21 protein-coding genes, 1 tRNA gene and 1 pseudogene are annotated in these 26,343 nt (G+C 58.4%); 8 read left to right on the top strand and 15 right to left on the bottom strand.

Features of this window, described 5'->3' with window-relative positions:
* Positions 1-50 precede the first annotated feature (50 nt).
* The 5 genes from pqqA to FQ187_RS14285 form a co-directional block, all read right to left on the bottom strand.
* Positions 51-125, bottom strand: coding sequence for a pyrroloquinoline quinone precursor peptide PqqA (gene pqqA, locus FQ187_RS14305; RefSeq protein WP_009045898.1), 75 nt, complete (start codon positions 123-125; stop codon positions 51-53).
* A gap of 155 nt (positions 126-280) precedes the next feature.
* The gene (pqqF, locus tag FQ187_RS14300; protein WP_149629982.1) at positions 281-2,713 is read right to left on the bottom strand and encodes a pyrroloquinoline quinone biosynthesis protein PqqF; all 2,433 of its coding nucleotides are present in this window, start codon (positions 2,711-2,713) and stop codon (positions 281-283) included.
* A 48-nt stretch (positions 2,714-2,761) separates the two neighbouring features.
* Positions 2,762-3,556 carry a carbon-nitrogen hydrolase family protein gene (locus FQ187_RS14295; protein WP_149629981.1) on the bottom strand — a complete coding sequence of 265 codons (795 nt, stop codon included), beginning with the start codon at positions 3,554-3,556 and terminating at the stop codon, positions 2,762-2,764.
* A gap of 12 nt (positions 3,557-3,568) precedes the next feature.
* The gene (locus FQ187_RS14290; RefSeq protein ID WP_149629980.1) at positions 3,569-5,251 is read right to left on the bottom strand and encodes an NAD(P)/FAD-dependent oxidoreductase; all 1,683 of its coding nucleotides are present in this window, start codon (positions 5,249-5,251) and stop codon (positions 3,569-3,571) included.
* A 156-nt stretch (positions 5,252-5,407) separates the two neighbouring features.
* Complete coding sequence (locus tag FQ187_RS14285; RefSeq protein WP_007980298.1) at positions 5,408-5,869, bottom strand: Lrp/AsnC family transcriptional regulator; 462 nt, start codon at positions 5,867-5,869, stop codon at positions 5,408-5,410.
* A 205-nt stretch (positions 5,870-6,074) separates the two neighbouring features.
* Here FQ187_RS14285 and FQ187_RS14280 point away from each other — a divergent pair, with 205 nt between their 5' ends.
* The 5 genes from FQ187_RS14280 (at position 6,075) to FQ187_RS14260 (ending at position 10,246) form a co-directional block, all read left to right on the top strand.
* Positions 6,075-6,728, top strand: coding sequence for a peptidase M41 (locus FQ187_RS14280; protein ID WP_149630021.1), 654 nt, complete (start codon positions 6,075-6,077; stop codon positions 6,726-6,728).
* 456 nt (positions 6,729-7,184) lie between these two features.
* The gene (locus FQ187_RS14275; protein ID WP_149629979.1) at positions 7,185-7,967 is read left to right on the top strand and encodes a transporter substrate-binding domain-containing protein; all 783 of its coding nucleotides are present in this window, start codon (positions 7,185-7,187) and stop codon (positions 7,965-7,967) included.
* Between the two features lie 55 nt (positions 7,968-8,022).
* On the top strand, positions 8,023-8,751 hold the full coding sequence (locus FQ187_RS14270) for an ABC transporter permease (protein WP_149629978.1): 729 nt from the start codon (positions 8,023-8,025) through the stop codon (positions 8,749-8,751).
* On the top strand, positions 8,748-9,458 hold the full coding sequence (locus tag FQ187_RS14265) for an ABC transporter permease (protein WP_134420460.1): 711 nt from the start codon (positions 8,748-8,750) through the stop codon (positions 9,456-9,458). Before FQ187_RS14270 ends, FQ187_RS14265 begins: the two co-directional genes overlap by 4 nt.
* A 23-nt stretch (positions 9,459-9,481) precedes the next feature.
* Entirely contained in the window at positions 9,482-10,246 is a 765-nt protein-coding gene (locus FQ187_RS14260; RefSeq protein WP_149629977.1) for an ABC transporter ATP-binding protein, read from the top strand.
* A 66-nt stretch (positions 10,247-10,312) separates the two neighbouring features.
* On the opposite strand, the pseudogene FQ187_RS14255 reads toward FQ187_RS14260, so the two are convergent.
* From FQ187_RS14255 to rpsU, 6 genes and pseudogenes are all read right to left on the bottom strand, one after another.
* Positions 10,313-10,687, bottom strand: a pseudogene (locus FQ187_RS14255) (transposase); the annotation flags it as partial.
* A gap of 192 nt (positions 10,688-10,879) precedes the next feature.
* Positions 10,880-10,956: transfer RNA gene (locus tag FQ187_RS14250), tRNA-Ile, on the bottom strand.
* A 15-nt stretch (positions 10,957-10,971) separates the two neighbouring features.
* Positions 10,972-14,718: an EAL domain-containing protein gene (locus FQ187_RS14245; protein ID WP_149629976.1), complete on the bottom strand. Its 3,747-nt coding sequence runs from the start codon at positions 14,716-14,718 to the stop codon at positions 10,972-10,974.
* 123 nt (positions 14,719-14,841) lie between these two features.
* A complete protein-coding gene (gene rpoD / locus FQ187_RS14240; RefSeq protein WP_149629975.1) occupies positions 14,842-16,692 on the bottom strand; it encodes an RNA polymerase sigma factor RpoD in 1,851 nt (616 codons plus the stop codon).
* Between the two features lie 67 nt (positions 16,693-16,759).
* On the bottom strand, positions 16,760-18,727 hold the full coding sequence (gene dnaG / locus FQ187_RS14230) for a DNA primase (RefSeq protein WP_149629974.1): 1,968 nt from the start codon (positions 18,725-18,727) through the stop codon (positions 16,760-16,762).
* Between the two features lie 482 nt (positions 18,728-19,209).
* Entirely contained in the window at positions 19,210-19,425 is a 216-nt protein-coding gene (rpsU, locus tag FQ187_RS14225) for a 30S ribosomal protein S21 (protein WP_002551877.1), read from the bottom strand.
* 199 nt (positions 19,426-19,624) lie between these two features.
* Between rpsU and tsaD the strand changes: the two genes are divergently transcribed.
* A complete protein-coding gene (gene tsaD / locus FQ187_RS14220) occupies positions 19,625-20,650 on the top strand; it encodes a tRNA (adenosine(37)-N6)-threonylcarbamoyltransferase complex transferase subunit TsaD (protein WP_149629973.1) in 1,026 nt (341 codons plus the stop codon).
* A gap of 23 nt (positions 20,651-20,673) precedes the next feature.
* Here tsaD and plsY read toward each other — a convergent pair whose 3' ends face one another.
* The gene (gene plsY / locus FQ187_RS14215; RefSeq protein WP_149629972.1) at positions 20,674-21,243 is read right to left on the bottom strand and encodes a glycerol-3-phosphate 1-O-acyltransferase PlsY; all 570 of its coding nucleotides are present in this window, start codon (positions 21,241-21,243) and stop codon (positions 20,674-20,676) included.
* 74 nt (positions 21,244-21,317) lie between these two features.
* Between plsY and folB the strand changes: the two genes are divergently transcribed.
* The gene (folB, locus tag FQ187_RS14210) at positions 21,318-21,674 is read left to right on the top strand and encodes a dihydroneopterin aldolase (protein WP_008008297.1); all 357 of its coding nucleotides are present in this window, start codon (positions 21,318-21,320) and stop codon (positions 21,672-21,674) included.
* Positions 21,665-22,183, top strand: a complete 519-nt coding sequence (folK, locus tag FQ187_RS14205) for a 2-amino-4-hydroxy-6-hydroxymethyldihydropteridine diphosphokinase (protein ID WP_149629971.1) — start codon at positions 21,665-21,667, stop codon at positions 22,181-22,183. The genes folB and folK overlap by 10 nt, the downstream gene beginning before the upstream one ends.
* A gap of 35 nt (positions 22,184-22,218) precedes the next feature.
* Here the strand turns inward: folK and FQ187_RS14200 are convergent, their stop codons facing one another.
* From FQ187_RS14200 to FQ187_RS14190, 3 genes are all read right to left on the bottom strand, one after another.
* Entirely contained in the window at positions 22,219-23,442 is a 1,224-nt protein-coding gene (locus FQ187_RS14200; protein WP_149629970.1) for a multifunctional CCA addition/repair protein, read from the bottom strand.
* A 63-nt stretch (positions 23,443-23,505) separates the two neighbouring features.
* On the bottom strand, positions 23,506-25,068 hold the full coding sequence (locus FQ187_RS14195; protein WP_046045370.1) for a SpoVR family protein: 1,563 nt from the start codon (positions 25,066-25,068) through the stop codon (positions 23,506-23,508).
* The gene (locus FQ187_RS14190; RefSeq protein WP_033056219.1) at positions 25,065-26,336 is read right to left on the bottom strand and encodes a YeaH/YhbH family protein; all 1,272 of its coding nucleotides are present in this window, start codon (positions 26,334-26,336) and stop codon (positions 25,065-25,067) included. Before FQ187_RS14190 ends, FQ187_RS14195 begins: the two co-directional genes overlap by 4 nt.
* Positions 26,337-26,343: the final 7 nt, after the last annotated feature.

The following is a 26,343-nucleotide window of genomic DNA, read 5'->3' as shown; positions in this document are numbered from 1 at the left end:
AAATAAAAACGCCTCGGCGAGCCGAGGCGTTGCACTGCGCTAGAAAAAGATTAGCGGCTTGCGAAGTACATGGTGACTTCAAAGCCGATACGCAGGTCGGTGTAAGCAGGTTTGGACCAGGACATAGGAACGCTCCTTCAGGTGATGGGACAGTTGAGATCTATACATATAGTCCACCTCCAGCCGGAGATGTTCAGATAGTTAGGTGGCTATGTTACTCAAAATTACAGGGCGATTGGCCGGGAATCTTTGAGAAAGCTAATTGCAGCACCGGTAATGATCATTTTGCCGCTTGCCAAGGCGAGGCTGGGCACGGTCCGCTGGCCAGACAGCGCCAACCGCCTTCGGCCTGATTCAGTCGTTGTGCGGCGGCCAGTAACGTTTCGCGGTCGATCATCAGAATTGCCTGAGGCAGTTGAGTAAGATATTCCGACGAGTGGCCGGCCAGTTTGCCCTGCCAGAGCAGTTCGGCGGCATGCGCATTGGGCAGCGCCGCGCTATCGAATTGATCGGCCAGTGCTAGGCGCTGGTCAATGAAAGTCTCGTCATCGATGTCGTCGATCATCCCGGCCAATCCGCTCAGGAAGTGTTCGATGTGTTCCAGCAGATCCAGAGGAGCGACGCTGGGTGATTGCACGCCAAACAGCAGCCCGGTCTGCCCATGGATCTGACGCAGGGCGCTGAACACCGCATAACCGAGCTGCAGTTCTACCCGCAGGCGTTGATAAAACGGCGTCTGGCAGAGGTGAGCAAGCAAGCGCCAGGCGGCTTCGTCAGCGATGTTTGTAGTTGCGGTCGGGCAGAAAAGCAGCAGCGCGTGTTCGCTGGCCCCGGTATCGACCGCGCTCCACAGATGCTGCGCGTTTATCGGCGAGGGCGGCGTGAGTTGATTGTCCGCAGTGCCCGGCACACGACTCAAGGCAAGGCCCATCGCCGCTTGTGTCTGGGCGGACAGGCCGGTCGCCAGACCGTCCCAGCGTGCGCTCGACCAAAGCTGCATCAAATCGTCCGAGTCAGCGCTGCGCTCAAGGCAGTGATCGGACAGCGCTTTAAGCAGCTGTCGAATCGGCATCAACGCAACGCTCGTCGGCTCTTCTCGCGAGAAACTGTCATCAGGTTTTGTCAGTTCTTTCAGCGCGTGCTCGAGGATGGTCGGCATCGGCTCTTGTAGACCGGTCATTTTCAGCAGCCATTCATGGCCTGATGCGCTGAAGGAAAAATCGACACCTGCCTGACGAGCATCCTCACGCAACGGCTGAAGGCGGTTTTCCAGGCTCGCCTGAAGGTTGCTGCGAGGTGCCGAGTCCAGACGCCAGCGTAGGTAAACGGTACCTTCGGCACTGCTATCCGGCAATGCCTGACTGAACTGCATGGGCGAACGTTCACGACGACCGCGTGAGCGATCCTGGGCAAAGGTCCGCAAGCCTCGGTGTTTGCTGGTCTGGCCGCGGATCAGTCCGGCACTCGGTGCCGGAGCCTCTGCGCGTAAAAACGGATTAGGTGTTGGCAGTTGCCATTGGCCGGTGAAGTTATCCACGGCGCCGATTTGTTTCAGGACTTCCCTGAGGGCGGCAACGACCGATTCGGATAATCCGGCTTCACACTGTTCGCTGTCCAGTCGGGCCAATTGCAGGGCGCCGCTGACTTGCTGTCGGCGTTGGAGCAGGGCGGCGTATTCTTCGCGCAACCCGGTCCAGGGTTGCTGTGAGGCAAAGAATCCAAGCCAATCCAATAGCTGTTCGCGGATCCCGTCGGGCATCGCGTTGGCGGGTAACGTGAATTCGATGTGCAACAAGGCCTGGCCGGCGAATTGATAGAGTGGCGCAGCTTTCAGGCTGTCAGCCAGCCCGCGCTCGCGCAAATGCGCCAGCAGGCCTCCGGGTTTCGTGGTATTTAGCCAATGACACAGGAACGCCAGCGCCTCGGGCGATGAATCGGGCAATGATTCGAAGGCAAACAGCAGATCCAGTCGTCGCACTCCAGCCTGTTGATAACTTTTGTCCGAAGAATCCACCAGCGATGTAGGCGTTTGTTGTGGAGCCTTTTCCCCTACGGGAATAGCAGCGCCAAAGCTCTGAGCCATCACCCTCAACTCATCGAGACTCTGCGGCCCAGTCAGGCTCAAGGTCATCTGTCCGGTCTGATAAAAACGCTGATAGAAACCCTGCAAGGCTTGCTGAAATTCAGGTTGAGGCACCGGCAGGCTGTAGCGGTTGCCGGCATGAAACGCCCGCAGTGGATGCGCCGCTGAAAGGCCGTCGAACAGCGCGAATTGCTGCTGAGCGGTCGTATCCCGAGACCATGCAACAAATTCTGCGTGCAGCACTTCCCGTTCCCGCCGCTGATCGTCCGGATTCATACGTGGATGAGCGAGCATGTCCGACAGGCGCTCCAGTCCCCCGGTAAACGCCTGAGGCGGTAACTCGAAAAAGTAGTCCGTGGTGCGTTCACTGGTCCGCGCATTCACCTGCCCGCCATGACCCTGGACGTAGGCCATCAGCGCTTGGCTTGCGGGAAAGCGCTCCGTGCCGAGAAACAGCAGATGTTCAAGAAAGTGCGCCAGCCCGGGCCAAGCCAGCGGCACGTCATGGCTGCCCGCCGCGACGCGCAACGCAGCAGCACTGCGCTTCAAATCGGGAGCATGACGCAGCGTCACCCGCAGGCCGTTGGCCAGGGTTTCAGTGTGAGGGCGAGGGTGATTCAGCGCAGGCATGAGCACTTCCAGAGCAGAGAAGTGCCAATGCTAGCGGATAACGATGGATCAGCGCTTGTTCAGCTCGCTGTAAAGCTCTGGGCGGCGATCGAGGAAGTAGCGATTGGCGGCGCGGGAATCGACCATCAACTGACGATCCAGCTCACCGACAATCAGCGCTTCATCAAGGCCGGCCTGGGCGATGCGGCTGCCATCCGGCGCGGCAATGCTGCTCTGGCCGCAATACTGGATCTCGCCTTCGTTGCCGCAATAGTTGGCGTAAGCCACATAGCATTGGTTTTCGAAGGCCCGGGCGCGGACGGTGACGTCGGCGATGAAGTCATAGGGAATCATGTTCGCTGTCGGCACCAGGATCAGCTCGGCGCCGGCCAGGGCCAGGCGTCGGGCGTTTTCCGGGAACTCCAGGTCGTAGCAGATCAGGAAACCGAGCTTCCAGCCATTGAGTTCAACCAGCGGAAACTCATCGGGCCCGGCGCTGAACATCGAGTGATCGAGGTCGCCGAACAGGTGAGTCTTGCGGTAGTTGCACAGGCGCTCACCGTTGGCGTCGATCAACTGCACAGCGTTGTAGATCTGCCCGTCCTCGGTGCGCTCCGCGTAGCCATACAAAATGGCGATCCCGGCCGTTTTGGCGATGCGCGCGATCTGCTGCGCCGACTCACCGTTGTGCACTTCCGCCAGCACGCTGACCGCATCGAGGCCGATGTTGTAACCGGTCAAAAACATCTCCGGCAGCACCAGCAAATCCGCGCCCTTGGCCTCCAGCGCCAATTGATGCAAACGTTGCAGGTTGCCTGCGACATCCAGGGGCAGCGGTGGACATTGGTAAAGGGCTACGCGCATTCGGGATTCCTCTTACTCGGGCAGGGCGATCGGACCGATCTCGTTGAACACATCTCCTGGACCCGGGTTCTCGGCGTGAGTTTCACCGCCGAAGTGTTTCATGATGCCCCACACCGCATTGAGCGAGGTCTGCACCGCGCCTTCGACCCACGCAGGCGTCCACGAAACATCGTCGCCGGCGATGAAAATCCCGCGCTGCTCGGCCGGCATGTCGGCCTGCATGAAGTGTGCGTACATACGCTGGTTGTAGCGATAGTGGCCGGGCAGGGCGCCTTTGAAAGCCCCGAGGAAATGCGGGTCGGCTTCCCAGGACACGGTGATCGGATCGCCGATGATCCGCGCAGCGATGTCGACTTTCGGGTAGATCTTCTTCAAAGCATCCAGCGCCAGCTTCACGCGTTTTTCCACGGGTTGCGGGAGCATTTTCAGCGCGTCGCTCATCCACGAGTACGACAGGCAAATCACGCCCGGCTTGTCGTCGCCGTTGTCGAACAGATAGGTGCCGCGGGTCAGGCGATCGGTGAGGGTCATGCTCATCAGGTCGCGCCCGGTTTCCGGATCCTTGTCCTTCCAGAATGGCCGGTCGACCATCACGAAGGTTTTCGACGATTGCATGTAGCGGGTGCGGTCGAGGGCCATCCACATTTTTTGCGAGAACAGGGTTTCGTCGCATTCGATCTGGGTGGTCAGCAGCCAACTCTGGCACGTGGTCAGCACTGCTGCGTATTCGCGGGTGTCGCCCCAGTTGTCGGTGACGGAAAACCGCCCGTCTGCCGCGTGGGCAATTTTTTTCACGCCGGTACGCGGCGCGCCGTTGTGCAGGGAGCTGAGGCTGGTGCCTTCCGGCCAGTGCACGCAACGTTCCGGCACATGACGCCAGATCCCCAACGGTACTTGCTCCACGCCGCCGACCACCAAATGCTGGTGATCGTCGCAGTTGGTCATGACTACGCGGAAGATTTCCAGCATCGAATTCGGGAAGTCCGAGTCCCAGCCGCCGGTACCGAAACCGACCTGACCAAACACTTCGCGGTGATGGAACGAGAGTTTGGCGAAGGCTTTGGAAGTGGCAACGAAGTCGTAGAAGGTGCGGTCGTCCCACAGCGGAACGAGGGTGTTCCACAGCTCTTTGAGGCGCGGCACATCGCGGTCGCGGATCGCTTGCTGGATGTCAGAGAACTGCGAACCGGCTTCCAGTGCATCGGCCCAGGCGTCGGCAACTTCCTGGAACAGTGCAGGAAGATCCGCCAGTTTCTGTGCGTAATGGGTCTGACCTTCGAGGTCGATCACCGTGCTGCCCGAGGCAGGTGTCAGCGGGTTCGGGAAAGGTTTGGTTTCAAGGCCGAGCTTGTCGACGTAGTGATAAAACGCGGTGGACGACACCGGGAAACGCATGCCGCCGAGCTCGGCGATGATGCCTTCGGCGCCATTGAACGCCTGCGAGCGCAGACGACCGCCCATTTTCGAGGCTTCGTAGACGACGGGTTTGAGGCCCAGTTTCATCAATTCGTACGCTGCCACCAGACCTGCGATACCGGCACCGACGATCGCGACCTCAGCGCCATGATTGTGCGCAGGGATGCTGCCCAGGCCGGCCGGGTGTTCGATCCAGTCGTCGAAGGCGAAGGGAAAGTCCGGACCGAAAATGGTGACTGGTTTTTTACCGTCTGCAGGATGGCGATTGTTCTTGTTCATGGCTGACCTTGCTGGCGACCGGACGCGGAATGCGCGTCTGAGTATAGGAAAAGATGGCAGCCATTCTAGAGAGCGTAGAACACGTTAATAAGACGCAATGTGTCGTCGTTTTGCTTGTTAATGATGCAATTTGACGAGTGTGGCGAACAGAATGAATTAAACCGGCTGCCCCCGATCAATCTTGCTACTCAAGATGATCGACGTAGTCGTCTTCTCCACGCCATCCACGCTGCCAATTTGGTCGAGCAACTGATCCAGCTGCTCAGGTGAATCGGTGCGCAGCCACGCCACGTAATCAAATTCACCACTGACCGCGCACAACTGCTGCACTTGAGCCATCGCGCTGAGACGTCGCAACACTTCCTTGCCCGAGCGCGGTTGCACCGTGATTCCGACGTACGCCTGCAAGCCGCCATCCACGACACGCTGACCCAAACGTACGCCGTAACCGGTGATCACCTTGGCTTTTTCCAGCCGGGCCAGCCGCGAAGTCACGGTGGTGCGGGCGATGCCCAGTTGGCGGGCGAGCATGGCTACGCTTTCGCGGGCATTGATCTGCAGGGCTGCAATCAATTGGCGGTCGATTTCGTCAAGAACGGGCGGGCGAGTGTCAGGCAAGGGGCGTCTCCAGCGGTATAGATCAATGGGGCGGCATGTTACAGGCACATCTCGCATCGCGGATGGTTGATCTAGTCTCGGTACCGTTCATAGCATTTTCTACCTATCGGGTTCTTCTTTGGCTTGAGCAAGGCGTGATCGACAGAATGGACACCGACAGTCCGTCGTAGTCGAATGCGAAATCGAGGGATGCGAGGCAATGGAAATGACAAACAAGATGCCTCCCGCAATGCGGGACCATGCATTGCAGATTGCACATCACGAAATGGGGCACTACGTCGTAGCCCGCGCCTTGGGTTTTGCAACAGGCGGCGTGAGTCTGACAGTGACCATGGACTTGAGGCATCAAGGGGGAGCTTCCATCACCTTGGCGCGGTCCATTTCTTCGATGGACGCGATGAAGGCGTATTTGGAAGCCCGGATGGTGGTGCTCTTGGCTGGCGCTATGGGCCAGACATTAGCTTCAAAACATTCGCCAAAAAAAACCGTCGATAAGTCGAAAGCGGCAGCCATTCTGAAAGGAGCGCTGGGGGCGGAACAGGATTACGCAAAGATAAGGGAGTTACGACACTTGCTACGCAACATCGCCTACCCCGATACGGATCCCGCGTCGTCGGACGGCATAACGGCTGAGCTTAAAGCGATCACTGATCGTGTATGGGGGCGGAGTCAAAAAATCGTGGAGGAATTGGCCGATACGATTTCCGAATTAGCGGGGGCGCTGGTCGACGGCATGGTCATCGTGGAGCAGTGGGGTAGGGCGGCGGATACGTATGAGGTCGTGTTGACGGGTGAAATGCTTGAACGCCTGCGGCCCGTGCAGGCCATTCCGGCGTTAACTGTTGCTTCTGCAAGTTGAGGGCGATCTGCGTGTATGCCGAAAGCAGCAGCGCCCCCAGCATCAGGGACCCTGGTCGAGTCACGTGGCCAAAATCAGTGGTGTACGCGCGACTTCAGCGATCCGCACGCACGCCAAAGATTGCCGCCATTAACAGCGATGGGGATGTGATGGAAGTGGTTCGCAATCAGTGCGATTTGTTCTGGTCGCAGCAGCTCTTCATGACTAACGAATTAGCGTCGACGCATCATACGCTCACTATTACTCGTCATAATGACCAATAATTCGTCAAATTAATGCACTTTGCGTCTTATCGTCGCACTCGCTTGCTTCTAGACTCCTTTCCCCGCGAGCTCTGCCTCCTCGTTCACCAGGAGCGCGAGCTGTTGGGTGTTACTTCTTCCAAAGTGACATACGAGTTCCATAACAGTACTCATGTGTCACAAGCGCTCATGTTGGTCTTTAGGAATAAAAATAATGAAAAAAACATTTCTGACCCTTTCCGCATTGGCTCTCTGCATGGCTGCCGGCTCCGCGCTGGCCAAGGAATACAAGGAATTGCGCTTTGGCGTCGATCCGTCCTACGCGCCGTTCGAATCCAAGGCCGCCGATGGCAGCCTGGTGGGCTTCGATATCGACCTGGGCAACGCGATTTGCGCTGAGCTGAAGGTCAAGTGCAAGTGGGTCGAAAGCGATTTCGACGGCATGATTCCCGGCCTCAAGGCCAACAAGTTCGACGGCGTGATCTCTTCCATGACCGCCACGCCAGCGCGTGAGAAAGTTATCGATTTCTCAAACGAGCTGTTCTCTGGCCCGACCGCGCTGGTATTCAAGAAAGGCGCCGCCATCGACGCCGATCCGGCCACGCTAAAGGGCAAGAAAGTCGGCTACGAGCAAGGCACCATCCAGGAAGCCTACGCCAAGGCCGTGCTGGACAAGGCCGGAGTAAAGACACAGGCCTACGCCAATCAGGACCAGGTTTACGCGGACCTGATCTCCGGTCGCCTCGATGCTTCGATCCAGGACATGCTGCAAGCCGAACTGGGCTTCCTGAAGTCGCCACAAGGCGCCAACTTTGAAGTCAGCAAGCCGGTCGAGAGCGAGTTGCTTCCATCGAAAACGGCGGTGGGCATCACCAAGGGCAACACTGAACTCAAGGCCTTGCTGGACAAAGGCATCAAGGCTCTGCACGACAATGGCACCTATGCCGCCGTCCAGCAGAAGCACTTCGCTGACCTGAACCTTTACAGCGGCAAGTAACGACCCTGCGCCCATCCCCGGATGGGCGCTTTCTTGATTGCCAAAGGGCTGCTCAATGTTCGAATACCTATTGCAGATTCTGGGGCTTTCCGGCTTCAGCCTTAAGGGTTTTGGCCCGCTGTTGCTGCAAGGCTCGTGGATGACTGTCAAATTATCCTTTCTGTCGCTGCTGGTGAGCGTGGTCCTCGGCCTGATCGGCGCCAGTGCCAAGCTTTCCAAGTCAGCACTGCTGCGCATCCCGGCGCAGGCCTACACCACGCTGATCCGTGGCGTCCCGGACCTGGTGTTGATGCTGCTGATTTTCTACAGCCTGCAAACCTGGCTGACCAACCTGACCGAAGCGCTGGGCTGGGACTATATCGAGATCAACCCGTTCAGTGCCGGGGTCATTACCCTGGGCTTCATCTACGGTGCGTATTTCACCGAGACCTTTCGCGGCGCGATCCTCGCCGTACCCCGCGGCCAGATGGAGGCGGCTACCGCCTACGGACTGACACGCGCCCAGCGCTTTCGCTTCGTGGTGTTCCCGCAAATGATGCGCTTCGCCCTGCCAGGCATCGGCAATAACTGGATGGTGATCCTCAAGGCCACCGCGTTGGTCTCGATCATCGGACTGGCCGATCTGGTCAAGGTGGCCCAGGATGCGGGCAAAAGCTCCTATCAGTTGTTCTTCTTCCTTGTGCTGGCGGCCTTGATCTATCTGGTGATTACCACCGCTTCGAATTACGTCTTGCACCGGCTGGATGTCTTCTACGCAGCAGGCACCCGGGAGGCCGTACGATGATCGAACTACTGCAGGAATACTGGCGACCCTTCCTTTACCAGGACGGCAGTCACATCACCGGGCTGGCCATGACCCTCTGGTTGCTCAGTGCCTCGATTTTCTTCGGCTTCGTGGCGTCGGTGCCGTTGTCGATTGCCCGGGTGTCGTCCAGTGTCTGGGTGCGCTGGCCGGTGCAGTTCTACACCTACCTGTTTCGCGGTACGCCGCTGTATATCCAGTTGCTTATTTGCTACACCGGCATCTACAGCTTCGCTGCGGTACGCGCCCAGCCGGTACTTGATGCGTTCTTCCGCGACGCCTTGAATTGCACCATTCTGGCCTTTGCCCTGAACACCTGCGCCTACACTACGGAAATCTTCGCGGGGGCGATCCGCAGCATGAACCACGGCGAAGTCGAGGCGGCCAAGGCCTATGGCCTGCGTGGCTGGAAGCTCTATGCCTACATCATCATGCCATCGGCCCTGCGCCGCTCATTGCCTTACTACAGCAACGAAGTGATCCTGATGCTGCACTCGACCACCGTGGCTTTTACCGCCACCGTGCCGGACATTCTCAAGGTCGCCAGAGACGCCAACTCTGCAACCTTCCTGACCTTCCAGTCGTTCGGTATCGCCGCAGTCATCTACCTGGCCGTCACGTTCATTCTGGTCGGCTTGTTCCGCCTGGCCGAACGCCGCTGGTTATCTTTCCTTGCCCCGGTTCACTGATTCCGTAGAGGACGTTTGCGCACATGTACAAACTGACCGTTGAAAACCTGCATAAAAGCTACGGCAACCACGAAGTGCTCAAGGGTGTCTCGCTGAACGCTAAAACCGGCGATGTGATCAGCCTGATCGGCGCTAGTGGTTCGGGCAAGAGCACCTTCCTGCGTTGCATCAACTTCCTGGAAACGCCCAATGACGGCGCCATGACCCTGGATAACCAGCCGATTCGCATGGTCCATGACCGCCACGGCATGCGCGTGGCCGACGCCGATGAACTGCAACGCCTGCGCACGCGCCTGGCGATGGTGTTCCAGCATTTCAACCTGTGGAGCCACATGACCGTGCTCGACAACATCACCATGGCCCCGCGCCGGGTGCTGGGTGTCAGCAAGAAGGATGCCGAGGAGCGCGCCCGACGCTATCTCGACAAGGTGGGGCTGCCGTCGCGCGTCGCCGATCAATACCCGGCGTTCCTCTCCGGCGGTCAGCAGCAACGCGTCGCCATCGCCCGGGCCCTGAGCATGGAACCGGAGATCATGCTGTTCGACGAGCCGACCTCGGCCCTGGACCCGGAGCTGGTGGGCGAAGTGCTCAAAGTGATTCAGGGGCTGGCCGAAGAAGGCCGCACCATGATCATGGTTACCCACGAAATGAGCTTTGCCCGCAAAGTGTCGAACCAAGTGCTGTTCCTGCACCAGGGGCGGGTAGAAGAGCTGGGTGTGCCCGAAGAAGTACTGGGCAACCCGAAAAGCGAACGTCTGCGGCAGTTTCTCAGCGGCAACCTGAAGTAAGCCGCCATAATCCCATGCACCTTTGAGAGACTAGTAGGTCGATCAAAGGAGCATGGATACTGGGTAACCGGCATCGCCGCAGACGTACGTTTCCTCACCATGCAAAATTCCGCCGGCTAGTTCATGTTTTTCCAGCAAGCGCCGAAAATTGAGGATCGTGGTCTCGTCGGGAATCCGATCCAGATGCAATCTCGAAAACTGGCGAACAATCGTGGTCTCCTAAAGTGATTCTTCCATCGCCGGATCGCTGAAGCCGAACCAATTCTGCATCCGATGAACCCGCAACATCGCCAGCAACGGATAGGCAGCACGACCACCTTCGCCCTTCGGATAATGCGGCTCAATCAAGGTAACCAATTCCTTCAAGGGCACCACCTGATCCATCTCGATCAGAAAACGCTCGCGGCGAGTCTGCTTACGTTTACCGGCATAATCCTGGATTCACGTATCGGTCGAACTGAACGGTGATGAGCTTGAGGGATGGGTTTACGCGCAATACACGCTGAAACTGTGATCCGGCGTGGCGGGAGGGTGGATACTTTTTGGACACTTTCCGTATTCATACAGAAGAAGCGCCTTCGAAAATCCAAGCCTCAAACACGAAAAAGCCGCGCATTGCGCGGCTTTCTTGTTTGGTGGGCCCACACGGACTTGAACCGTGGACCAAAGGATTATGAGTCCTCTGCTCTAACCAACTGAGCTATAGGCCCTCAGTAGGCCGCGGATTATAGCGACGGTTTCTCGGCTGTGCTATCCGAAAAGTCTGAAAAGGCTATACGAAGAAACGTCGCGGCAAATTCTTCCGGTGGCAAGGGCAGGCTGACGATGTAGCCCTGGATCTGTTCACAGCCTTCGGCAGCGAGGAATTGCTGCTGCGCGAGGGTTTCGACGCCCTCTGCGATGATGGTGAATTGCATGCTGCGGCCCAAGGCGATAATGGCGCGAACGATGGCTGCGTCGTGGGGATCATCCGGCAGGCCGCGGACGAAAGACTGGTCGATCTTGAGAATGTCCAGTGGCAGACGTTTGAGGTAACTCAGGGACGAGTAACCGGTGCCGAAGTCGTCGATCGCCAGTTGCACACCCAGGTGTTTGAGTTGATGCAGCACTGCCAGCGCCTCTTCAGCCTGGCTCATGATGAAGTTTTCAGTAATTTCCAGTTGCAGGAAACCGGGTTTGAGGCGGTTGTCCTTGAGCAATTGTTCGATCCGACCGAGCAGGTTCGGCTGGCGCAATTGAGCGCCCGCGAGGTTGACCGACAGCGGGCCGACGAGTTCGTAAATCTGATTCCACTCGAACATCTGCCGACAGGCGGTTTCGAGAACCCAATCGCCGATTTGCAGGATCATGCCGTTTTCTTCGGCCAGCGGAATGAAGTGCTCCGGTGGCACATCGCCGAAGGTCGGGTGGCGCCAGCGAATGAGCGCTTCTGCGCCGACCAGGCGATGGTCGACCAGGCTGATCTTCGGTTGATAATGGAGGTGCAGTTCGTTGCGCTCGATAGCGCGTCGCAGTTCATGTTCCAGTGCCACTCGCTCGCTGGCTTGAGCGGTGAGGTCGCGGGTGTAGCTTTCGACCCGGTTGCGACCCTTGGCCTTTGAGCGGTACATCGCCGCATCGGCGTTCTTGACCAGCGTGGCGACGTCGCAGCCATCCTTGGGATACAGGCTGGTGCCGATACTGGCGCTGATAAAAAACTCATGTTCGCCAGCCTGGAACGGTGCGCCGAAGCAATTGAGCAATTTGGTCGCGATGTTGTCGGCGTCACTGGATTGCTGCAGCCCGGGCAGCAAGATGATGAATTCGTCGCCGCCCAGGCGCGCCACGGTGTCGATGTCGCGCAACTGCTCCTTGAGGCGCACGGCAATGCCCTTGAGCAGCAAGTCACCGACCGGGTGACCCAGGCTGTCGTTGATGTGTTTGAAACGGTCCAGGTCCAGGAACAGCACCGCGCCCTGGCCGCCGTTTTCCTGTTGGTTGTTGAGCGCGGTCAGTAATCGGCTCTCGAACAGCGTGCGATTTGGCAACCCGGTCAGCGGGTCGTGGTGTGCCTGGTAATCGAGTTTGGCCTGGGCGTGTTTGAGGCTGGAAATGTCCGCGAACACCGCGACAAAATGGGTGACGAATCTGTCCCGGTTGCGCACCGCACTGATCGTCAGCCAGCTCGGATAGAGCTCGCCATTCTTGCGCCGGTTGGAAATTTCGCCCTGCCAATGACCTTCGGCGGTCAGTTGATGCCACATGGCGGCATAAAACGCGCTGTCGTGCAGGCCCGAGGCGAGCAGGCGAGGGGTGTGGCCCAATGCTTCGCTCTCGCTGTAGCCGGTGATTTCGGTAAACGCACGGTTGACCGCGCTGATGTGCTGTTGAGTGTCGGTGATCAATACACCTTCGGCGGTGCTCTCGAATACCGTGGCAGCCTGTTGCAGTTTCTCCTGCATCAGGTGTCGCTCGGTGATGTCCCGGGCGATGGTCAGCATGCAATCTTCATCGCCGATCGGTAGCGGACGGCTGGACAACTCGCAGAGGCGAATCTGTCCGTCGCTGCGACGTATATGGCAACTGAAGTCGCGGACGAAACCGTCCCGTTGAAGCAGATCGAGCATCTGTTTGCGTTCGTTGAGATTGACCCAGATTCCCAGCTCGAGGACGGAGCGATCCACGGACATCGCGCTGTTGAAACCGGTAATGCGACTGAAACCCTCGTTGACCTCAATCAGTAAGCCGTCGCTCTGCCGTGACAATAGCAAGCCGTCGGGTGAGGCATGGAAGGCCTTGGCGAATTTCTCTTCGGAGGTTTGCAGCTGTTTCTGGGTTTCCTTTAGCTGGCTGATGTCCCGCACGACCACTACCAGCGCAGGGGTTGTATCGAGGTCGAACGGTTCAGCGGAGATCAGGCCGGTAAACACTTGGCCATTGTTGCGGCGAAAGGGCATCTCCAGGTTACGGATGCTGCCGGCCTGCAACCGTTGCAACAAGCCGGGCCCGACGCCGGGTATGCCCCAGATGTTAAGGTCGGTGGCCGTCTGGCCGATGACGTCTTCGGCCTTGAGGCCGATCTGTTCTTCGAACGCTTCGTTGACCTCCAGCAGGCAGCCGTCGGAGAGTCGCGCGATGACTAGTATGTCCGGGCATTGCTGGAACACCGAGGCGAACTTCTGTTCCGACAGGCGCAACGCCTCTTCGGTGCGCTTGGCTTCGCTGATGTCGATCATCAGCCCGCGCATCACCGGTTCATGGCCGTGCTCGATCAGGCTGACGATATCGCGCACCCAAATACAACGGCCATCGGCGGTGATGACCCGGTAATCGAGGCTGTGATCGCGTCCGGCCAGTACTTCGTGATCGCAGAAGGTCTGGGCGCGGGTCAGGTCGGCCGGGTGGATAATGTTGCGCCAGAAGCCTGGAATCAGCCAATGAGACAAGGGGTAACCGAGCAGATCCTCGGCATGGGGGGACACATAGCTGTAGGTGAAATCGCTGATCCGCGCTTCCCAGGCGATGGCCGAAAGGCTCTCCACCAGACCGCGGTAGTGGTATTCACTGCTGCGCAGTTCTTGCTCCAGGTCGACCCGCCGGGCAATTTCTGAACTCAATCGGCGGTTGATCCGGATAACCACCGCCAGCACGATGATCAGCAGCAGCAATCCTGGTAGACCGTAAACCAGCAGATCGTTCCAGAATGTTCGATGATCGAGGACGTTGCCAACCCAGTGCTCCTGAATCCCATTGATTTCGTCCGGGGTCATGTCCGCCAGGACTTTATCCAGAATGCCGACCAGTATCTTGTTGTCCCGGGGCACGCCCATCGCCAATTGATAGCGATAGGGGGTTTCGCCGCTGACGTAGAGCCCGTCGAGCTTGAGCTGGCGCAGGCTCCAGACGCTGGAGGCGAGATCGCCGACCACCGCATCCACTTCATCGGTAGCCAGCGCCTGCAGCGCTGAGCTGACGTTGGGCATCGCCACCAGATTAAGGTCGGGATTGTGGGTGCGCAACAGCTCATGGGGTGCGTAGTTTTCCACCACGGCGACTTTCAGCCCGTACAAGTCTTCGAGTTTGCGTGGCTGGGGGCCTCCGACATGGGCGAGGATGACAATCGGAAAGTCCAGGTAGGGGCGGGTGAATGAGAGGTAAGTCTGGCGCTCCGGGGTCGACATGATGCCGGGCAACAGGTCCAGCTTGGCTTGTTTGGCCTGCTCCAGGACGACGGTCCAGCTAACAGGCTCGATGGGCGTGAGCTTGATGGCCAGGCGTTGACGGATCCGGTCGATATAGTCTGCCGCAAGGCCCTGATAGCGGCCCTGATCGTCGCGAAATTCGAAGGGTGGCCATGACGCATCGACACCCAGGCGCAAATCCGGGTGAGCCGCCAGCCAGCTACGTTCTTCGTCGGTCAGAGTCAGCGCGCCAGCCGTTGCGGTCCAGGTCATCAGCGACAGCAAAAAAAGCACGGTCGGCAGTCTGGGCATAACGGTCTCGTTATGGCTCGGGGGAATGTTTCGAGTGTAGACGGGCAATTCGGGGGGGAGGGAGGCGCGGGGGATTTAATCTGCAAAATGCAAAACCCCCGGCCTGGGCCGGGGGTTTCGTTGTTACTCGTCGAGGAAGGAGCGCAAATGCTCGCTTCTCGTCGGGTGGCGCAGCTTGCGCAGCGCCTTGGCTTCGATCTGACGAATCCGTTCACGGGTCACGTCGAACTGCTTACCAACCTCCTCGAGGGTGTGGTCGGTATTCATGTCGATACCGAAGCGCATGCGCAGAACCTTGGCTTCACGGGCAGTGAGGCCGGACAGAACTTCGCGAGTCGCTTCTTTAAGGCTCTCAACAGTGGCGACATCGATCGGCGACTGCATGGTCGAGTCTTCGATGAAGTCACCCAAATGGGAGTCTTCGTCATCACCGATCGGGGTTTCCATGGAGATCGGCTCTTTAGCGATCTTCAATACCTTGCGGATCTTGTCCTCAGGCATTTCCATACGTTCGCCCAGCTCTTCCGGGGTCGGTTCGCGACCCATTTCCTGCAACATCTGGCGGGAAATGCGGTTGAGCTTGTTGATCGTCTCGATCATGTGCACCGGAATACGGATGGTGCGGGCCTGGTCGGCGATCGAGCGAGTGATCGCCTGACGGATCCACCAGGTGGCATAAGTCGAGAACTTGTAGCCGCGGCGGTATTCGAATTTGTCTACCGCTTTCATCAAGCCGATGTTGCCTTCCTGGATCAGATCGAGGAATTGCAGGCCACGGTTGGTGTATTTCTTGGCGATGGAGATCACCAGACGCAAGTTCGCTTCTACCATCTCTTTCTTCGCGCGGCGGGCCTTGGCCTCACCGATCGACATGCGACGGTTGATGTCCTTGATCTCGGCGATCGTCAAACCGGTTTCGGTTTGCAGCGCGGTCAGCTTCTGCTGGCAACGAATGATGTCCGGTTGCAGGCGACCAATGGCTTCAGCGTATTTGCTTTTGCCTTTGGCCAGTGCGTCGGTCCAGCTTTCGTCGACTTCGTTGCCTGGGAACTGGCGCAGGAAGTCGGCACGCGGCATGCGGGCATCACGAACGCAAAGTTGCATGATCGCGCGCTCTTGCTGACGCAGACGATCCAGGGCACTGCGAACACGCTCGACCAGGCCTTCGAATTGCTTCGGGACCAGTTTGATCGGCATGAACAGCTCAGCCAGAAGCACCAGCTCGGCAATTGCCAGCTTGTTGCCACGACCGTGCTTTTTCAGCGCCTTGCGGGTGATTTCCATCTGATCGGAGACAGCGCCAAAGCGCTGAGCTGCGATGACCGGATCCGGACCGCTTTCGGCTTCTTCTTCGTCGTCGGTGCTGGCTTCAGCGTCGTCGTCTTCGGTCTCGTCGTCCGCTTTCACGGCTTTCGGGTCGACAGGCGGCGGCACTTCTGCAGCAGGCGGCGCAATGCCGTCGTCCGGGTCGATATAACCGCTCAGGACGTCGGACAGGCGGCCACCTTCGGTGGTGACGCGAGTGTATTCGGAGAGAATATGGTCAACCGTGCCAGGGAAGTGCGCAATTGCGCCCATCACTTCGCGGATGCCCTCTTCAATACGTTTGGCGATTTCGATTTCGCCTTCACGTGTGAGGAGCTCTACCGTACCCATTTCACGCATGTACATGCGCACTGGGTCGGTGGTGCGACCAATGTCGGTCTCGACCGCTGCCAACGCTGCTGCTGCCTCTTCGGCCGCGGCTTCGTCGGTATCGGCGTCGGCCAGCATAAGGGAATCCTTATCTGGCGCAACCTCGAATACGTTGATCCCCATGTCATTGATCATGCGGATGATGTCTTCCACCTGTTCCGGATCTGAAATATCCTCCGGCAGGTGGTCGTTGACCTCCGCGTAAGTCAGGTAACCCTGCTCACGACCAAGTGTGATCAACTCTTTGATACGAGACTGCTGTTGCGCTTTTCCGGACATAACACCCTATCCACTGAAGGTCTTGGCGGGCAAAAAACAAGCCGAGGATTATACCTGAGCTATGACCTCACGCGCCAGTTGAGGTCGGGCTTGTTGCGGAAACATTGCGACTTAATAGGTCGCGCAGTTGATTTTTCTCTTCGGCACTCAGTTCACTTTGACGTGCTTTCCTGAGAAGTTGTTCCAGGTTTCGCTCGCGTTGGCGGGCTGACAAGCTAGTAATGGTGTCGAAAAACTGTTGTTCAAGGTTATCTCCGTCAATCAGCCATTCCTTTTCCGCCAGCGCCTTGAGCAAACGTCCTTGCTCCGTACCGTGCCAGCGTGCAATCAACTGAAATGAGTTTAGCTTGGGATTCTTCTGTACGGCTTCGAGAAGAGCCACCAGTAATTGCGTGTTGGTGTGATCCTCGGCAGCAAAGTGCCCGGCATCCTCGACTTTCTCGGCCAATTGCGGGTGATGTAATAGTGTGCGCAAGGCGGCCAGGGTCGGCGGCTCTACAGCGGCCGGCACCCGTGGCGCGCGGGGGCGATCGTGATCACCACCGCGTTTGCCGTTTTTGTCCCACGGTTTCTTGTCCCACTTCTTGCCGCCTGCACCGGGTTTCTTCGGCGTCCATTCCTGCTGCGGCACATACATCTCTTGTGCCTGCGGCTGATGGTAGTCGCTGTAGTCCGGCATGGCGTCGTAATCGATGCCCGGGTCGTACGCCGGCGGTGCTTCCTGAGGTGCGCTTTGTACCAGTTGGCTCATGGCTTCACCGCTAAGCCCGGTAATTTCTGTCAGGCGCTGACGCATAAGGATGCGCAGGTTCGCCCCCGGGACTTTGTCGATCAGCGGCGCGGCGAGGGTGGCCATGTGGGCCTTGCCTTCGAGCGAGCGTGGGTCCGATTCCTCGGTCAGCTGTTGAAAAAAATAGTCCGCTAATGGTTGGGCGTGCTGGTTGATCCGTGCGCGGAAGGCATCAGTGCCTTCGGAGCGGACCAGTGTGTCCGGGTCTTCGCCTTCGGGGAGGAACAGAAAGCGTGCGCGCCGCCCGTCCTGCAGGCTCGGCAGCGCTGCCTCCAATGCCCGCCAGGCGGCATTTCGACCTGCCTGATCGCCGTCGAAACAGAACAGCACGTTGGGCACGACGCGAAACAGGCGCTTCAAGTGCTCTTCGCTGGTGGCGGTGCCCAAGGTCGCGACAGCATTGCGAAGGCCTTGCTGGGCGAGGGCGATAACATCCATGTAGCCTTCGACGACGATGATTTCGTCGAGGTTGCGGTTGTTCTTGCGTGCTTCATAAAGGCCGTAGAGTTCCTGGCCCTTATGGAATACCGGGGTTTCCGGTGAGTTCAGGTATTTCGGCTTGTCGTCGCCCAGTACCCGGCCGCCGAAGGCGATGATTCGTCCGCGGCTGTCGCGGATCGGGAACATCACGCGATCGCGGAAGCGGTCATAGCGTTTGCCGGTTTCGGCGTTCTCGATCAGCAGGCCGGCATCGATCATGGCTTTCTGTTGCAGGGTGTCGCTGCTCAAGTGCTTGAACAGGTTGTCCCAACCGGGCGGGGCAAAGCCGAGGCCGAAGTCTCGGGCGATTTCGCCGGTCAGTCCGCGGCCTTTCAAATAATCCACAGCCGCTTTTCGCGACGGATGGCTTTTCAGTGCCTGGCGGTAAAAGTCGGCGGCGGCGGTGAGCAACGGGTAGAGCGGCGAATCGGTCGGCTGCCGCGGTTTGTGCGGTCGTCCGCTTTCTTCGCGGGGGATTTCCATGCCGGCGGCTTTGGCCAGTTCTTCGACAGCCTGGACGAAATCCAGATTGTCGTGGTCCATCATGAAGCCGAGGGCGTTGCCGCCAGCGCCGCAGCCGAAGCAGTAGTAGAACTGCTTGTCGGGGCTGACGCTGAAGGAGGGGGTTTTCTCTTTGTGAAACGGGCAGCAGGCGGTGTAATTCTTGCCAGCCTTTTTCATTTGCAGGCGCGAGCTGACCACATCGACGATGTCGGTGCGGTTCAGAAGGTCGTCAATGAAGCTCTGGGGAATTAGCCCGGCCATGGCGTTCTCGTCATCTGCGCTGCAATGGGTCCGAAACGAAGAGCGGCTGAGCGCGGGTCGTTGTTTGAGGCGCGCAAAATGTGCGGCTCGACCAGTGTCGTCTGCGTATTCGCTGTCGGGAAGTGTATCTGCCGAAAATCCACTGACGTTAGTACCAATCAGTATTCGGCTATTTGAAAGTGTTGCGCTGAATCCGGCTGCGGCCTGTCGATGGCCTCGGATAGCTCATAAGCTGGCACGCAGGAAGGTGCCTTGGGCTGATCGTCGTGAGAGGAATCAGTGGGTGTGCTCGTCAGTAGCCTTGGAAGGCTCGTCAGAAAAGACGTGCACCGCTGGCAAAAGAGCCAGGTCTGACGCTGTGAAGCAGATTTGTCTCGGTCGCGTGTGCGGCTTTGACGGTGAAGCATCAAGCGTTTTCCGCAAATGCCATTAGCCCGGCTGAGGGCCGGGCTTGGCAGAAGCTTGCTACGAACGTCTGTGTATTAGTACAGACGAACGGCGCGGCGCTGTTCGCGCTGAACTTTCTTGGCGTGACGCTTAACAGCGGCTGCTGCTTTGCGCTTACGCTCAGAAGTAGGCTTCTCGTAGAATTCGCGGCTACGAACTTCAGCCAGTACACCGGCTTTTTCGCAGGAGCGCTTGAAACGACGCAGAGCTACGTCGAAGGGTTCGTTCTCTTTTACTTTGACGGCTGGCATCCAGAGCTACCTTCATTCATTACCGGGGTCAACATCCTCGTGGCAAAAGAGCACTTGAAGACGTCGGTTTTTAAGGGTTGCGGATGTTAACTCCTCATCGACCGGAATGCAAAGCCTCTGATCGAAAACCGCTAGTCGGGGCATCCCATGGCGACTATTATGCGCGCCTTCGAATTCAGCCTAAACAAGGCGCAAACCCATGCTAGTACTGGGATTAGAAACCTCCTGCGACGAAACCGGTGTCGCATTATATGACAGTGAACGCGGCCTGCTGGCCGACGCGCTGTTCAGTCAGATCGACCTGCACCGCGCCTATGGCGGGGTCGTGCCGGAGCTGGCCTCGCGTGACCACGTCAAACGCATGCTGCCCTTGATTCGTCAGGTGTTGGCCGAAGCTGACTGTGTGCCGACCGAGATCGACGCCATCGCTTATACCGCGGGTCCTGGCCTGGTCGGTGCCTTGCTGGTGGGCGCCTCTTGCGCTCAGGCGCTGGCCTTCGCCTGGGGTATTCCGGCGCTGGGTGTGCACCACATGGAAGGTCACCTGCTGGCGCCGATGCTGGAGTCGCAGCCACCGGAATTCCCGTTCGTCGCTTTGTTGGTGTCTGGCGGTCATACGCAGCTGGTTCAGGTCGACGGGATCGGTCAATACATACTCTTGGGCGAGACCCTCGACGATGCCGCCGGTGAAGCTTTTGACAAGACCGCGAAGATGATGGGGCTCAATTATCCGGGTGGTCCGGAAATCGCTCGGCTGGCAGAGCAAGGGGTTGCAGGACGTTTCACTTTCCCGCGCCCGATGTGCGACCGTCCAGGACTGGCTTTCAGTTTCAGTGGCTTGAAAACCTTCGCCCTGAACACCTGGCAGCAGAGCGTCAGCGCCGGGGACGACAGCGAGCAAGCCCGTTGCGACATCTCGCTGGCGTTCCAGCAGGCCGTGGTGGAGACTTTGACCATCAAGTGCAAGCGTGCCCTGAAACAGGCCGGTATGAAGCGTCTGGTGATCGCTGGCGGCGTCAGCGCCAACAAGGCACTGCGTACCTCACTGGAGAAGATGCTCGGCGACATGAAGGGCGATGTTTTTTATGCTCGTCCGGAGTTCTGCACCGACAACGGCGCGATGATTGCCTTTGCCGGCTGCCAGCGTTTGCAGGCCGGTCAGCATGAAAGCCTGGCGATCAGCGTGCAGGCGCGTTGGCCGATGGAGCAATTGTCGGCGCTGTGATGAGCGGCGCTCATGTCCGGTAATTAAAAATGCCGTTCGCGCCCGGCAAACAGGTCGCGTAGATTGCCCCGATGGCGCCAGACAATCAGTCCCGTGAGTGCGCTCATGGGCAGCAGTGCCGCCGGTTCTTGCCAGGCCAGCAGCGGCAGGGTCAGCGGTGTGGCGATCAAGGCCGCCAGTGAGCTGGTGCGAGTCAGGTAGAACGTCAGCAGCCAGGCGCAGACCGCCAGCAGTGCGGCGGGCGGGTAGAGGCCCAGCAACATGCCGGCAGCGGTGGCGACACCCTTGCCACCGCGAAAGCGAAAGTACAGCGGGAACAGGTGGCCGATAACGGCACAGACGCCGATCCAGGCCTGTTCTTGAAGCGAAAGGTCCGCAACGCCGGCGATCAGTACGGGTAGCAGGCCTTTGAAGAGGTCCCCGATCAAGGTCAGGACGGCGAGTTTTTTGCCGGCCAGGCGCAACATGTTGGTGGCGCCGGCATTGCCTGAGCCACTCATTCGCGGATCGGGGTTACCGGTCAGGCGGCTGAGCAAAATGGCGAAGGACAGAGAGCCGAGCAGGTAGGCGAGGGTCGCCAGTAACCAAAACATGCTAACTATTCCGGGCGAGGACGCCCTGATTCTAACGGCGCATTGCGCCCTTGTCGTGCAGCGGAGAAAAGTGCTTGGACAGAGTGTTTATCGAGGGCCTGGAAGTCGACACCGTGATTGGTGCCTACGACTGGGAGCGAGGCATCCGACAGTGCTTGCGTCTTGATCTGAGTTTCGCCTGGGATAATCGCCCGGCCGCCGCCGGTGATGACCTGACTCTGGCGCTCGATTACGCCAGTGTGTCGTCGCGTATCCAGGCTTTTGCCGAGCAGGCGCAGTTCCAACTGGTCGAGACCTTCGCCGAGCGTTTGGCTGAAGTCCTGATGAGCGAATTCAACATCACCTGGATGCGCCTCAAGCTGACCAAGCCAGGCGCCATCCCGGCTGCCACGGGTGGTGTGGGCGTGGAGATCGAGCGCGGATGTCGCTGACTCAGGTGTTTCTCGGGCTCGGTAGCAATATCGAGCGCGAATCCCATTTGCAGGCTGGCCTGGAAGCCTTGGCAGGTTTTCTGGTGGATATACGCTGCTCGGCGGTGTTCGAAAGCCAGCCGGTGGGGATCAAGAGCGGGCCATTCTTCAATTTTGTGGTGTCGGCTTTTACCGATCTGCCGCTGATTGAGCTGGATCGCCGGCTGAAATTCATCGAGGCGGACAACGGCCGTTATGCGCCGGATCGCAAGGGGTTGCCGCTGGATATCGACGTGCTGCTGTTCGGCGATCTGGTGGGCAACTTCGATGGCTTGATCCTGCCGCGGGCAGAAATTCTGAAAAATGCCTTCGTGCTGTGGCCGTTGTCGCTGATTGCACCGGATCGCGTGCATCCGGGTGTAGGCAAGAGCTTTGCGACGTTGTGGCGCGAGGCGCAGATTGATCAGGTGTTGGCACCGGTGGCGTTCGAGTGGCGTTGCGAGCAGCTGACGCCCTCAGATTTGCTGTAAAGCAAAAGATCGTTCGGACGATCTTTTGCTCTTGCTTAGGCTTTTTCTTTGTAGGCCTTCAGCGCCTTGAGCCGCTCACGCTTGATCGCCTCACCCAACTCCGGCCCCTTGAAACCCTTCTCCAGCAACGGCTGAACCGCTACGGTCCGAGCAGCATTCGCCGCTCCTCGCAAATATTCCGCCTGTGGATAACTTCGCTGCTCCAATCCTTTGCGTCCACGCGCATCCATCTCGCATGCCGCGATAAATTCCTCGAACCGCTGCGGCCGACGGTAAACGTCAAAACTCTGCAGCAACTCCAGCAAAGTCGATGGCTTCAGCTCCAGGGCGCGATGGCCGTGGGTGTGATATTTGCCTACCAGCAGAGCCAGTTCCTGACAGTCCTTCGGCGCCTTGAAGCGTTCGTTGACCGCTTTGATCAGTTTTAAGCCCTTGTGCTCATGAGCAATGTGTCGGGGCCACTCCTCCTCGGGCGTCAGTCCCTTGCCGAGGTCGTGCAGCAGACAGGCCCAGCGCACGGTGAGTGGTTGTTTGTGCCGCGCCGCTTGCTCCAGCACGCTCAGGGTGTGCGCGCCCGTGTCGATTTCCGGATGGTGGGCTTCCGGTTGCGGTACGCCGAACAGGGCATCGACTTCCGGCATCAATACCTTGAGAGCGCCACAATCGCGCAGCACTTCGATGAATACCCGGGGTTGGTCTTCCATCAGAGCCCGGGAAATTTCCTTCCAGCTACGTTCGGCGGTTAAGGCCTCCAGTTCGCCTGATTCGCTGAGTTGGCGCATCAGTTCCAGTGTCTCCGGCGCCACGGTGAAACCGAGCGCCGCATAACGAGCTGCGAAGCGGGCAACACGCAAAACCCTGAGCGGATCTTCGGCGAACGCGGGGGAAACGTGACGAAGGAGGCGCGCCTCTAGATCCCGCTGGCCATGATAAGGGTCGGTCAGGTTCTGCTGATCGTCTTCAGCCATGGCATTGATGGTCAGGTCACGACGGATCAGGTCTTCTTCGAGGGTGACTTCGGGGCTGGCGTGAAAGGTAAAGCCGCCGTAACCGCGTCCGCTTTTGCGTTCGGTTCGGGCGAGGGCGTATTCCTCACCGCTTTTGGGGTGAAGAAAAACCGGGAAATCCGCACCCACCGGGCGAAAGCCCTTGGCGAGCATTTCTTTAGTGGTGGCGCCAACCACAACCCAGTCGATGTCTGTGACAGGCTTGCCCAGCAGGCGATCGCGTACCGCACCGCCGACTTTATAAATCTGCATAAAAAACCTCCGTTAGCTCGACAGAATAACCTTTGCGTCGAGCCTCCGGAGGCAGAAAAAGGATCAAAGATGAATGACGGCCAGGTCCAGCCGGCCGTAATCCCCTTCGCTGTGTTCACCTCTGGGCGGAACATGATGAGTTTTCATCACCTGGTCGCCTTGCAGGGTTTCCAGATGAATATCGAAGCCCCAGAGGCGGTGCAGGTGTTTGAGCACTTCCTCGGTGGACTCGCCCAGCGGTTTGCGGTCGTGTTGCTGGTGACGCAAAGTCAGCGAGCGGTCACCACGCCGGTCGATGCTGTAAATCTGCACGTTGGGTTCACGATTGCCGAGGTTGTACTGCGCCGCCAGGGTTTCACGGATGATTCGGTAGCCACCTTCGTCATGAATGGCCGGGACCAGCAGATCGTCCTTTTGATCGTCATCAAGAATGCTGAACAACTTCAGGTCACGGATCACCTGGGGTGACAGGTACTGCAGGATGAAGCTTTCATCCTTGAAGCTGCTCATGGCGAATTTGATGCTCGACAGCCAGTCGGTGCCGGCAATCTCAGGGAACCAGCGGTAGTCCTCTTCGGTAGGGTGTTCACACATGCGGCGAATGTCCCGGTACATGGCAAAACCCAGCGTGTAGGGGTTGATGCCGTTGTAGTAGGGGCTATCGAAGCCGGGTTGATAGACCACGCTGGTGTGGGACGTCAAAAACTCCATCATGAAGCCGTCGGTCACCAGGCCTTCGTCATACAGGTCGTTCATCAGGGTGTAATGCCAGAACGTGGCCCACCCTTCGTTCATCACCTGAGTCTGACGTTGCGGGTAGAAATACTGAGCGATCTTGCGCACGATCCGCACGATTTCCCGCTGCCATGGCTCCAGCAGCGGTGCGTGTTTTTCGATGAAGTAGAGGATGTTTTCCTGAGGTTCGGCGGGGAAGCGCGCGTTGTCCTTGTCGCTGTACTTGTCTGCACCTTTTGGAATGGTCCGCCACAGATCGTTGATCTGTTTCTGCAAATGTTCTTCCCGATCCTTTTGCCGGCGACGTTCTTCTTCGGCAGAAATCGGATAGGGGCGTTTGTAGCGATCGACCCCATAGTTCATCAGGGCGTGGCAGGAATCCAGCAGGTCCTCGACCGCGTCGATACCATGGCGCTCTTCGCACTGCATGATGTATTGCTTGGCGAAAACCAGGTAATCGATGATCGAACTGGCGTCAGTCCAGGTGCGGAACAGGTAGTTGCCTTTGAAAAAGCTGTTATGCCCGTAGCAGGCATGGGCGACGACCAAAGCCTGCATGCAGATGGTGTTTTCTTCCATTAAATAGGCAATGCAGGGGTCCGAGTTGATCACGATCTCGTAGGCTAGCCCCATCTGGCCGCGGCTGTAGGATTTCTCGGTGCTGAGGAAGTGTTTGCCATAGGACCAATGGTGATAACCCAGCGGCATGCCGACGGAGGCGTAGGCGTCCATCATCTGCTCGGCGGTGATCACTTCGATCTGGTTGGGGTAAGTATCGAGCGCGTAGCGAGCCGCCAGACGACTGATTTCCTTGTCGTAGGCCTGAATCAGCTCGAACGTCCATTCGGAGCCGGTGGAAATGGGTTGGCGCTTCTGCTCTTTGGCGGTCATGTCACTAACCTGCGCTGGAAGAGTTCACGGAAGACCGGATAGATATCCCCGGCCGAGACCAGTTGTTGCTGGGCAAAAGTATCAGAGAAGGCTTCGGCGATGCGTTCGTACTCGAACCACAGGGCCTGGTGTTCGCGCGGGGTGATCTCAACGTAAGTGTAGTACTGCACGAACGGCATGATCTGGTTGATCAGAATGTCGCGGCAGATTGGCGAGTCGTCGTTCCAGTTATCGCCGTCGGAGGCCTGAGCGGCATAGATATTCCACTCATTGCTCGGATAGCGTTCGGCCATGATCTCCTGCATCAGTTTCAAGGCGCTGGAAACGATGGTGCCGCCGGTTTCGCGAGAATAGAAAAACTCCTCTTCGTCCACTTCCCGGGCACTGGTGTGGTGGCGGATGAACACGACGTCGATCTTGTCGTAGTTACGCTTGAGAAACAGGTACAGCAGTATAAAGAAGCGCTTGGCGATGTCCTTGGTCGCTTGGGTCATGGAGCCGGACACGTCCATCAGGCAGAACATCACTGCCTTGGAACTGGGGTTGGGTTGCTTGATGAGCAGGTTGTACTTGAGGTCGAAGGTATCGAGGAACGGTACGCGATGAATGCGCGCACTGAGTTTTTCGATTTCTGCTTCGACTTCCTGAATATCGCCGAAGTTGTCTGGCTCATCACGCTTGAGTCGCAGCAGTTCTTCTTTGGCTTCGCGCAGTTTTGCCCGGCTGCTGCCAGACAGGGCGATTCGCCGTGCGTGGGCCGAGCGCAAGGTCCGGATGATGTTGATCCGCGACGGATTGCCCTCGTTACTGATCCCGGCACGAACGGTCTTGAAGGTGTCGGTGCCGGTCAGGTTGCGCTTGACCAGGTTCGGCAGCTCAAGGTCCTCGAACATGAATTCGAGGAATTCCTCCTGGGTGATCTGGAAGACGAACTCGTCCATCCCTTCGCCCGAGTTGCCAGCCTTGCCGGGGCCTCTGCCACCGCCACCTCCAGGTGGGCGGGCAATGTGCTCGCCGCTGGTGAACTCCTTGTTGCCCGGGTGCACGACGGTCTGCTTGCCACCGCGGCCGTGGTGAAGCACCGGCTCGTCAATGTCGCGACCGGGAATGCTGATCTGTTCGCCGTGTTCCATATCGGTAATGGAGCGCCGGCTGACCGCCTCTTCGACAGCCTTTTTGATGTGATCACGGTAACGCCGCAGAAACCGCTGACGGTTCACCGTGCTCTTGTTCTTGCCATTGAGACGTCGGTCGATCACATAGCTCATGACTGCT

It is taken from the genome of Pseudomonas sp. ANT_J28, from assembly GCF_008370005.1.
GTDB classification, from domain to species: domain Bacteria; phylum Pseudomonadota; class Gammaproteobacteria; order Pseudomonadales; family Pseudomonadaceae; genus Aquipseudomonas; species Aquipseudomonas frigoris.
Note: the sequence above shows the minus strand (reverse complement) of the source record. Positions and strands in the feature narration are given on the sequence as shown.

Bases quoted from the DNA above. Each gene is read 5' to 3' on its own strand.
- pqqF (WP_149629982.1), bottom strand. From the start codon at position 2,713: ATGCCTGCGCTGAATCACCCTCGCCCTCACACTGAAACCCTGGCCAAC.
- FQ187_RS14295 (WP_149629981.1), bottom strand. From the start codon at position 3,556: ATGCGCGTAGCCCTTTACCAATGTCCACCGCTGCCCCTGGATGTCGCA.
- FQ187_RS14290 (WP_149629980.1), bottom strand. From the start codon at position 5,251: ATGAACAAGAACAATCGCCATCCTGCAGACGGTAAAAAACCAGTCACC.
- FQ187_RS14280 (WP_149630021.1), top strand. From the start codon at position 6,075: ATGACAAACAAGATGCCTCCCGCAATGCGGGACCATGCATTGCAGATT.
- FQ187_RS14275 (WP_149629979.1), top strand. From the start codon at position 7,185: ATGAAAAAAACATTTCTGACCCTTTCCGCATTGGCTCTCTGCATGGCT.
- FQ187_RS14270 (WP_149629978.1), top strand. From the start codon at position 8,023: ATGTTCGAATACCTATTGCAGATTCTGGGGCTTTCCGGCTTCAGCCTT.
- FQ187_RS14265 (WP_134420460.1), top strand. From the start codon at position 8,748: ATGATCGAACTACTGCAGGAATACTGGCGACCCTTCCTTTACCAGGAC.
- FQ187_RS14260 (WP_149629977.1), top strand. From the start codon at position 9,482: ATGTACAAACTGACCGTTGAAAACCTGCATAAAAGCTACGGCAACCAC.
- FQ187_RS14245 (WP_149629976.1), bottom strand. From the start codon at position 14,718: ATGCCCAGACTGCCGACCGTGCTTTTTTTGCTGTCGCTGATGACCTGG.
- rpoD (WP_149629975.1), bottom strand. From the start codon at position 16,692: ATGTCCGGAAAAGCGCAACAGCAGTCTCGTATCAAAGAGTTGATCACA.
- dnaG (WP_149629974.1), bottom strand. From the start codon at position 18,727: ATGGCCGGGCTAATTCCCCAGAGCTTCATTGACGACCTTCTGAACCGC.
- rpsU (WP_002551877.1), bottom strand. From the start codon at position 19,425: ATGCCAGCCGTCAAAGTAAAAGAGAACGAACCCTTCGACGTAGCTCTG.
- tsaD (WP_149629973.1), top strand. From the start codon at position 19,625: ATGCTAGTACTGGGATTAGAAACCTCCTGCGACGAAACCGGTGTCGCA.
- plsY (WP_149629972.1), bottom strand. From the start codon at position 21,243: ATGTTTTGGTTACTGGCGACCCTCGCCTACCTGCTCGGCTCTCTGTCC.
- folK (WP_149629971.1), top strand. From the start codon at position 21,665: ATGTCGCTGACTCAGGTGTTTCTCGGGCTCGGTAGCAATATCGAGCGC.
- FQ187_RS14200 (WP_149629970.1), bottom strand. From the start codon at position 23,442: ATGCAGATTTATAAAGTCGGCGGTGCGGTACGCGATCGCCTGCTGGGC.
- FQ187_RS14195 (WP_046045370.1), bottom strand. From the start codon at position 25,068: ATGACCGCCAAAGAGCAGAAGCGCCAACCCATTTCCACCGGCTCCGAA.
- FQ187_RS14190 (WP_033056219.1), bottom strand. From the start codon at position 26,336: ATGAGCTATGTGATCGACCGACGTCTCAATGGCAAGAACAAGAGCACG.